The following is an 8,006-nucleotide window of genomic DNA, read 5'->3' on the forward strand; positions in this document are numbered from 1 at the left end:
CTTTCAGCCTCATCAGAAAATTCCGGCCGGACGTGGTTTTGGGGATGGGGGGTTATGCCTCCGGCCCCGGCGGATTTGCGGCCAGATTGCTGGGGATCCCTTTGGTGCTGCATGAGCAGAATGCCGCTCCGGGAATGACAAACCGGATGCTCTCCCATATTGCCAGCAAGATTCTTCTGGGCTTTCCCGGGGCCATTAATAAGAAAGGCGCGGAGTTTGTGGGGAATCCGGTGAGAAAAGCCATTAAGGATCTTCATGACGAGCTTCCCAAAGACTTTTCCGGCGACAAGCTCCGGGTTCTGGTGGTGGGCGGCAGTCTCGGCGCTCAGGCTCTTAATGAAAGGGTGCCCGGAGCCGTTAAAAAGGCTCTGGATGCCGGCGCGAAAATAGAAATTTTTCATCAGACCGGCAAGGGGAACTCGGCGGGAGTCCGGGATCTCTACGCTTCTCTGGGGGTTCCGGAGACGGTATATCAGGTTTCTGATTTTATCGATGACATGGCAGCGGCCTATCGCAGTCATCACCTTATTGTCTGCCGGGCCGGAGCTCTGACCGCGGCGGAAATCGGCGCCTCCGGCATGCCGGCGATTTTTGTGCCCCTCCCCACGGCGGTGGACGACCATCAGACCAAAAATGCCCGGAGCTTTTCCGATAACGGCGCCGGAATTACCATGCCGCAGCCGGAGCTTACGGAAGAGAGCCTGTCAAAATATCTTCTGGATTTCGCAGAGCACCGGGAGAAGCTCGCAGCCATCAGCGAAGAGGCCCAGTCTCAGACCAGGCTTGATGCGGCCGCGGAAATTGCCGCAATTTGCAGATCTTTAGCCAAATAAGGAGCGTTCCTGATGATTCACGAAAACAATGACATGTTCACCGGCATTCCGGTAATGCATAAGGTAAAAAGGATTCATTTCGTCGGCATCGGCGGCGCCGGCATGAACGGCATTGCCGAGGTGCTTAAGAATGAGGGCTATGACGTTACCGGATCTGACATTGCGGAATCCCGCAACACCGAGCATCTTCGGAGCCTGGGCATCGGGGTCTTTATCGGCCACCGGGCGGAACAGGTTCAGGGCGCCAGCGTTATTGTCATTTCCAGCGCCATTCATAGGGACAATCCGGAATGGCAGGAAGCCATCAGGCTTCATATCCCCATTGTCAGAAGAGCGGAAATGCTGGGCGAGCTTATGCGTTTCCGGTTCGGCATCGCTGTGGCCGGCACCCATGGCAAAACCACCACCACCAGTCTGATCTCCTCCATATATGCCGAGGCCGGCAGAGATCCCACCTTCGTTATCGGGGGACTTCTTAACAGCGCCGGGGTAAACGCCCGGCTGGGAAAGAGCCGCTATCTTATTGCCGAGGCCGATGAATCAGATGCGTCATTCCTGCATCTCCAGCCCATGATCTCGGTAGTTACCAATCTGGATCATGATCATATGGATACCTACGGCGGCGATTACAGCCGGCTCAAGGACACATTTGTGGAATTCCTGCACAATCTGCCCTTCTACGGCGTGGCAGTGGTTTGCATTGACAACGATGATATCCGGGACATTCTTCCCCGCATCGGCCGTACGGTAATCACCTACGGCACCAGCGCCGATGCGGATATTCGGGTTACGGATTTTGTTCAAGAAAAGGCTCATTCCGAATTTACCGTGCACAGAAAGGGCCGGGAGCCGCTTCGGGTTAAGCTCACCGTTCCCGGCATTCACATGGCTCTTAACGCGGCGGCGGCCATCGGGGTGGCCACCGAGGATGATATTCCGGATGAGGCCATTCTGACCGCTCTGGGCAGCTTCCAGGGGGTCGGCCGGCGCTTTGAGCAGTACGGCGAATTTGAAACCGGCCGCGGCAAGGCTCTTCTGGTGGATGATTACGGTCATCATCCCAACGAGGTGCGGGCCACTATCAATGCCGTGCGCGCCGGATGGCCGGATCGCCGCCTCGTGATGATTTTTCAGCCCCATCGCTATACCCGTACCCGGGACTGCTTCGAGGATTTTGTCGAGGTGCTGGGACTTACCGACGAGCTCATTCTCATGGATGTCTATCCGGCCGGAGAAGCTCCCATTGTGGGAGCCGACGGCAGAACCCTCTGCCGCTCCATCAGACTCCGGGGCCAGGTGGAGCCTTATTTTGCCTCCCGTCCGGAGCTGGTGCCGGGAATTCTGGCGGATATCGTCAGGGACGGGGACATCGTGCTTACCCAGGGAGCCGGCAATGTGGGCAAGCTGGCCAAACAGCTCTCTGATATGAAGCTCGACATTGTCAGAATGAAGGAGCGGTAACAGTGGCAGGTTATCGGGTCAGGGCCGAAGAGGCTGATCCCGGGAGCCGCACCCGGGGACAGGTGATATTCAGCATTCTCTTTCTGCTTCTGGTGGTGTTTTGCGATGTGCTTCTGGGGCGGATGCTGTACGATTCCATGACCGATGTTGACGCCATTCAGGTGAAGCAGCTTAAGGTGGAAGGCGGACTGCGCTATCTTTCGGAAAAGAAGGTTGCCGATTATTTTCTCAGTAACTACGACAATCTTAACCTTCTGACCATGGATCTTTCCAAGGTGCGGCGCTATCTTCTGAAAATGCCCTGGGCCCGCACGGTGACCGTCAAAAAACGGCTGCCGGACATTCTTTATGTTTATCTTACCGAGTACCGTCCGGCTGCTTATTTTAACAACGGCATTCTTACCGGAGACTGGAAGGTTATTTATCCGGATCTTTCCGATTTCCGGGAACCTCTGGCCCATCTTTACGGCCGGGAGAATCAGGCGGAAAAGATCTTTAACCGTTATCTGGCCTTCCGGGATTTTCTGAAGGAGCGGAGCAATGCCGTGGTGGAAAGCGTGGAGCTTACTCCTGATTTTATGTGGGAGATCCGGCTGCAGTCCGGACTCATCCTTTATTTGGGACGGGATCTGGATACCTTTGCTTCGGGCCGCGAGGAACGGGAGGACTCTGATTCCTCCGATGCGCTTCTTACGCGGCTCCGCACCTTTGCTGAACTTAATAACCGCATTCCGGAGCTTATGGATAAAGCCGAATATGTTGACCTGAGATATGAAACCGGGGCTGCTGTAAAATGGCGCCAGGAGGTTTCGGAGGCCGAGGAGAAAAAATGACAGAAAAATCAGGAAACGCCGCTGAAAAGAATATTGACTATGTAGTAGCCCTGGATGTGGGAACTTCCGTTATCCGGGTTGCCGGGGCTCTGGTATCCGATGACAACGACATCAGAGTGATCGGCTATAAAACCGTGGCATCCAGCGGGATGGGAGGATCCGGCATCTCCAGTCTGGATAAGCTCCGGGACGACATTTCTCAGGCCTATTCCGCCGTGGATACTCAGGTTCATGGCGGCATCATGCAGAAATATTCGGATATCGATTTTGACAATCCCCGGATTATGGTGTCGGTGCCGGGGTATTTCTCCGCCTCGAGAAATGTGGATGGCACCACCCCGCTGCATCATCAAAGGGTAACTACCGTGCAGATGGCCGAGGCTACTCAGAATGCCGCTTCGGTCAGCATCGACGGCTATGAGCTGGTGGGCTATGCGGTAAATCAGTATCAGGTGGATTCCAATGAAAGAGTGGTGGATCCCCGGGGCATGGTGGGAGGACAGCTTAAGGTGTTCATTCATGCCTTTTATGCCAAGAAGGATTTTCTGGACAATATCCGCTACGCATTAACCCCCATCAGAAGCAAGTATGCGCCGGATTTTATGTTCAGCGGCTATGCCACGGCCCGGGGGCTTGTTATCGGGCCGGAAAAGGATATCGGAGTCTGCGTCATTGATATCGGCGGCAGCACGGCGGATATCACCATTTATGACCGGGGCAACCTTATCTTCACCAATTTCTGCCGTTTCGGGGCCGGCATGGTTACCCGCGATATCGCTGTGATGAACGGCATTTCGGAGCGTCAGGCGGAGCAGCTTAAGCTGCGCTGCGGTCTTGCGGATCCCGACATGGCTGATGTCAGGGAGGAAATCAAGGTGGAGCGGAACGGTCTCGGAGATGACATCACGCTGCAGCCCCGGGCTCTGGCTGAAGCCATTGAGGCCAGATATCATAACATTTTCCAGAACGTCCTCATGTCCATGAAGGGAGTGGATCCCTCCTGCGATCTGGGATCCGGGGTGGTGCTGGCCGGAGGCGGTTCGTCCATCCGCGGCATTGAAAAATGCTTTCGGAAGTATCTGGAAAGCAATGGCATCAGCAATATCCGTTCTGTCAGGAAGGCGGCATTCCGGGAAACCGATGTGCCCCCGGCCGAGCATGAAGGGACTCTGAAATGCTCGGATCTCAAGGAGAAGATGAATCCGGTGGCGGATGCGGTGCTTGTCGGGCTTCTGAAGCTCAGCAATGACATGGAGAAAACTCTGGATCAGGCCCCGAAAAGAGGTCTGGCCCGTTTTGTGTCAAAGATCTGGGACTGGTTTAACAAATCCATGTAAACCCGGATCCGGATACTGCTGCGGCAATATGCCGGAGGCTGCCCGGCTCCGGAGCTTTCGGGGCTCCCCGGCGGCTTTTTGCGGCGGTATGGCGGCATTGTGGCAAAAAATCCAAATATCGTTATACTTATCACTGTATTGGATCCTGAATCCTGATAAATTCTTTAATTCAATTCAATGGCAGAGAGCTTCCTGCCTGCATACGGGCTGCCGGGGAAACCGGCATAGGAGAAAGAACAGCAATGAGCGAAATAATCAATGTTGCCGAAGATGCGGCACAGGGAATGGGGGCCGGCCTTCCCGCTGATAACGGCAAGGTAAATATTAAGGTCATCGGTATTGGCGGCGGCGGCAACAATACCATACAGTACATGATCGAAGAAAAGGTCAAGAACGTAGAGTTCATTGCGGTAAACACGGATTTGCAGGCGCTTAATCAGAATCTTTCTGAAAAAAGAATTCAGATCGGCGTGAATACCACCCGCGGCCTGGGCTCCGGTTCCAAACCGGAGGTGGGCAAGGCTGCCGCCGAGGAGAGCCGCGAGGATCTCAAGCAGCAGATCGGCCCGGTGGATATTGCCTTCATTACTGCGGGCATGGGCGGCGGTACCGGTACCGGCGCTTCCCCGGTGGTGGCTCAGATTGTCAAGAAGGAGCTGGGCGCTCTCACCGTGGCCATTGTGACCAAGCCTTATTCCTTTGAGGGGCCCAAGCAGATGCAGAAGGCCATTGAAGGCATTAAGAAGCTTAAGGAAGAGGTTGACGCGCTCATTGTCATCCCTAATGATAAGCTGCTTAAGTATCTTCCCAAGGACATCACCCTCATCGGCGCCTTTGCCGAGTGCAACAAGGTGCTGAAGCAGGCGGTAACCGGCATCTCCGATCTTATTGAACGCGCCGGCTACATCAATCTCGACTTCAATGACATTCGCACTGTTCTTACCATGTCTGGCACTGCGGTTATCGGCATGGGCAGCGGTTCCGGAAAGACCGCGGTGGAGGATGCCATTCAGGATGCCATCAAGAATCCGCTTCTGGAAGATGTTTCCAACTGCTCCGTTAAGGGTGTTCTGGTTAACATTACCGTTTCCAAGGACTTCCCGCTTTCCATGTACGGCGAGCTGGGCGAAAAGGTGGATCGCTTTGCCAGAAACGAAGATGCCAATACCAAGTACGGTGTGGTTATTGATGAGAACAAGAAGAAGGACGAGGTCGGGGTTACCGTGGTTCTTACCGGCATTACCGGAGAGCCCGGAGCCAGACCTGTTCAAAAGGAGCCCGAGCCTATGAGGGAGCCGGAGTCCATGTTTGATGCCGATGATGCCGGAGATGGCGGCTTCTTCTCTATCAAGCCCAGCGAAGAGAAGAACAGCGAGCCCGAGTCAGCTCCCAGCGTCAAGCAGAGTCAGTTCGAGGATGATTTCGCGCTGCCGGAGTTTTTAAGAAAGCGCGCCAAGAATGACTGATTGTTGTTCTGAAGAATGAATCAGAGAGGCAGGCTTTAAAAGGTCTGCCTTTTTTGTTTCCTGCCGCAGCGGTTTTGCTGTGCTTAGGAAAGGGCCGGGAGATCTGATGTCGTCGGCCGCCCATCGCCATTAATTCTGGCAGGAACAGAAGATGCATGAACAGAAAAAAAACGGGGATCCGCAGCATCATAATTAAGGCGGAAGACGCCTTTGGCGCTTCCTGTTAATAATTAAAGGGGCGCTGCCCCTTTACCCCGAAAGGGCCTCGTGTTACCCGATATGCAGCGCCGGGCTCTTCTTAAGGCCGAAAAACAGAGAGAACCGGATGCCAGGGAGTCCGGGCCGTGGCAGAACACGCTGAAAAAACGCGGTACCCTTTGTTTGCTCTTTCCTTCCCGGGGAAACCGTACGTGTAAGTTCGATGGCGGAATGATGTGCGGAAAAAGGCGCGGAAAGAGGGCGGCGGCACGGAAGGCTGCGTGGCTGGAAGTATGGAAGGAGGTACGGAAGGAGGGGCGGAAGACGGCGTTCCTGCCGGAGACTTTTTCAATAGAGGTTCGGTAACGGGCCGCGCAATAATCGGGCAATAATGCGGGTAATGCGGCAAAAATGAGAATAGCGGGAAATTTTGCGGTTTGGCAAATTGAAATTGTTTTCGGAAAAAGATCTGCAAAGGGCGGGAGGATAATGCCGGAAAAATAATCCCCTGAAGTCATCATTCATCATCTCCTAATAATCCTGCTCCGGCCCCGAAAACGAACCCTGGTTATTTGCCGGGATAAACGCGAGAAAACCTTTCCGTGCGGGAACATCGCCGGGTATAGCAAATTAAGGCCTTATGAGATAAGGGCTGGAGCCGCTCCCGGCGCTTTCCTGGTAACGTTTCAGGCCTAAGCGCCGGCACGGCAAATGACGGCAGAAAATATTGACTTTGGTCTCATTTTTCTTGATTTTTTTATTTTTTTACCAATAATTCCAGTCACCTGTGTGAAAAATTTCCGGGTGTGTCACTCTTGAAAGCGATTTTTTGAAAATTTATTAATTTTTGGAACATTTTTGTGGATCATTTGTCACACTTAGTGTGATATAATGATCACAGCTTTATGAATATAAGGTGTAACGGAAACTATGATTATAAGACAGCGTACTATAAAGAAAGCCGTAAGCGCCTCAGGCATTGGTCTTCATTCCGGCCGCAAGGTCAGCGTGAGATTCAGACCCGCCCCGGCGAATACCGGCATAATCTACACCAGAGTGGACATTGAACCGAACGTTGTATTCAAAGCATCCGCTGACATGGTTAGAGACACGGAATTGTGTACGGCACTGGTGAACGATGCAGGAGACAGAGTATCCACCATTGAGCATTTGTCTGCCGCTCTGTCGTCCATGGGCATTGATAATCTTTATGTGGATGTCGATGCTCCGGAGCTTCCGGTTATGGACGGATCCGCTCAGCCGTTTATTTATCTTCTGGAAAGTGCCGGAATCGAGGTGCTTCAGGAGCCGAAGCAGTTTTTAAAGATCCTTAAGACCGTCAGAGTCGAGCTTGATGACAAGTGGGCTGAGCTTAAGCCCAGGAAGAGCGGTTTTAAGCTTGATTTGCAGATTGATTTTAACCATCCGGCCATGGATCGCTCCCTGCAGCGCTATGTCATGGACTTCACCGGGGAGAACTTTTTCCGGGATGTCAGCCGGGCCCGCACCTTCTGCTTCATGAGAGATGTGGAGTTTATGCATGCCCACAATCTGGCTCTCGGCGGCAGTCTGGACAATGCGGTGGTTCTGGATGACTACAAGGTGATGAATCCCGAGGGACTGCGTTATCCCGATGAGTTTGTAAAGCACAAGATGCTGGACGCCATCGGAGATCTCTATATGAATGTCAGAAGCATTCAGGGCGAGTTCAAGGCCTACAAGACCGGTCATCATCTGAACAACATGCTGCTCCGGGCTCTTCTGGCCGATGAGACTGCCTACAGAATCGTTACTGTGGATGACGGCGTGCAGTCTTCTGAAAAGGTGCGGTTTATCCGGGAAAACGAGCGTCCTTACGGCGTGGTTTTTGCCTGAGAC

At 53.5% G+C, this 8,006-nt stretch carries 6 protein-coding genes; all 6 read left to right on the forward strand.

The window, feature by feature from the left end:
* The coding region (locus ACJROR_RS12085) for a UDP-N-acetylglucosamine--N-acetylmuramyl-(pentapeptide) pyrophosphoryl-undecaprenol N-acetylglucosamine transferase (RefSeq protein WP_406547245.1) at positions 1-833 on the forward strand (833 nt) is incomplete at its 5' end.
* A 12-nt stretch (positions 834-845) separates the two neighbouring features.
* A complete protein-coding gene (murC, locus tag ACJROR_RS12090) occupies positions 846-2,294 on the forward strand; it encodes a UDP-N-acetylmuramate--L-alanine ligase (protein ID WP_406547246.1) in 1,449 nt (482 codons plus the stop codon).
* A gap of 2 nt (positions 2,295-2,296) precedes the next feature.
* Positions 2,297-3,127, forward strand: coding sequence for a cell division protein FtsQ/DivIB (locus ACJROR_RS12095; protein ID WP_406042758.1), 831 nt, complete (start codon positions 2,297-2,299; stop codon positions 3,125-3,127).
* Complete coding sequence (ftsA, locus tag ACJROR_RS12100) at positions 3,124-4,464, forward strand: cell division protein FtsA (protein ID WP_406547247.1); 1,341 nt, start codon at positions 3,124-3,126, stop codon at positions 4,462-4,464. Before ACJROR_RS12095 ends, ftsA begins: the two co-directional genes overlap by 4 nt.
* A gap of 242 nt (positions 4,465-4,706) precedes the next feature.
* The gene (ftsZ, locus tag ACJROR_RS12105; protein WP_406547248.1) at positions 4,707-5,930 is read left to right on the forward strand and encodes a cell division protein FtsZ; all 1,224 of its coding nucleotides are present in this window, start codon (positions 4,707-4,709) and stop codon (positions 5,928-5,930) included.
* 1,131 nt (positions 5,931-7,061) lie between these two features.
* Positions 7,062-8,003 carry a UDP-3-O-acyl-N-acetylglucosamine deacetylase gene (gene lpxC, locus ACJROR_RS12110; protein ID WP_406042799.1) on the forward strand — a complete coding sequence of 314 codons (942 nt, stop codon included), beginning with the start codon at positions 7,062-7,064 and terminating at the stop codon, positions 8,001-8,003.
* Positions 8,004-8,006: the final 3 nt, after the last annotated feature.

The sequence above is a fragment of the Succinimonas sp. genome, assembly GCF_045225735.1.
Taxonomy (GTDB): domain Bacteria; phylum Pseudomonadota; class Gammaproteobacteria; order Enterobacterales; family Succinivibrionaceae; genus Succinimonas.

Bases quoted from the DNA above. Each gene is read 5' to 3' on its own strand.
- ftsA (WP_406547247.1), top strand. From the start codon at position 3,124: ATGACAGAAAAATCAGGAAACGCCGCTGAAAAGAATATTGACTATGTA.
- ftsZ (WP_406547248.1), top strand. From the start codon at position 4,707: ATGAGCGAAATAATCAATGTTGCCGAAGATGCGGCACAGGGAATGGGG.
- murC (WP_406547246.1), top strand. From the start codon at position 846: ATGATTCACGAAAACAATGACATGTTCACCGGCATTCCGGTAATGCAT.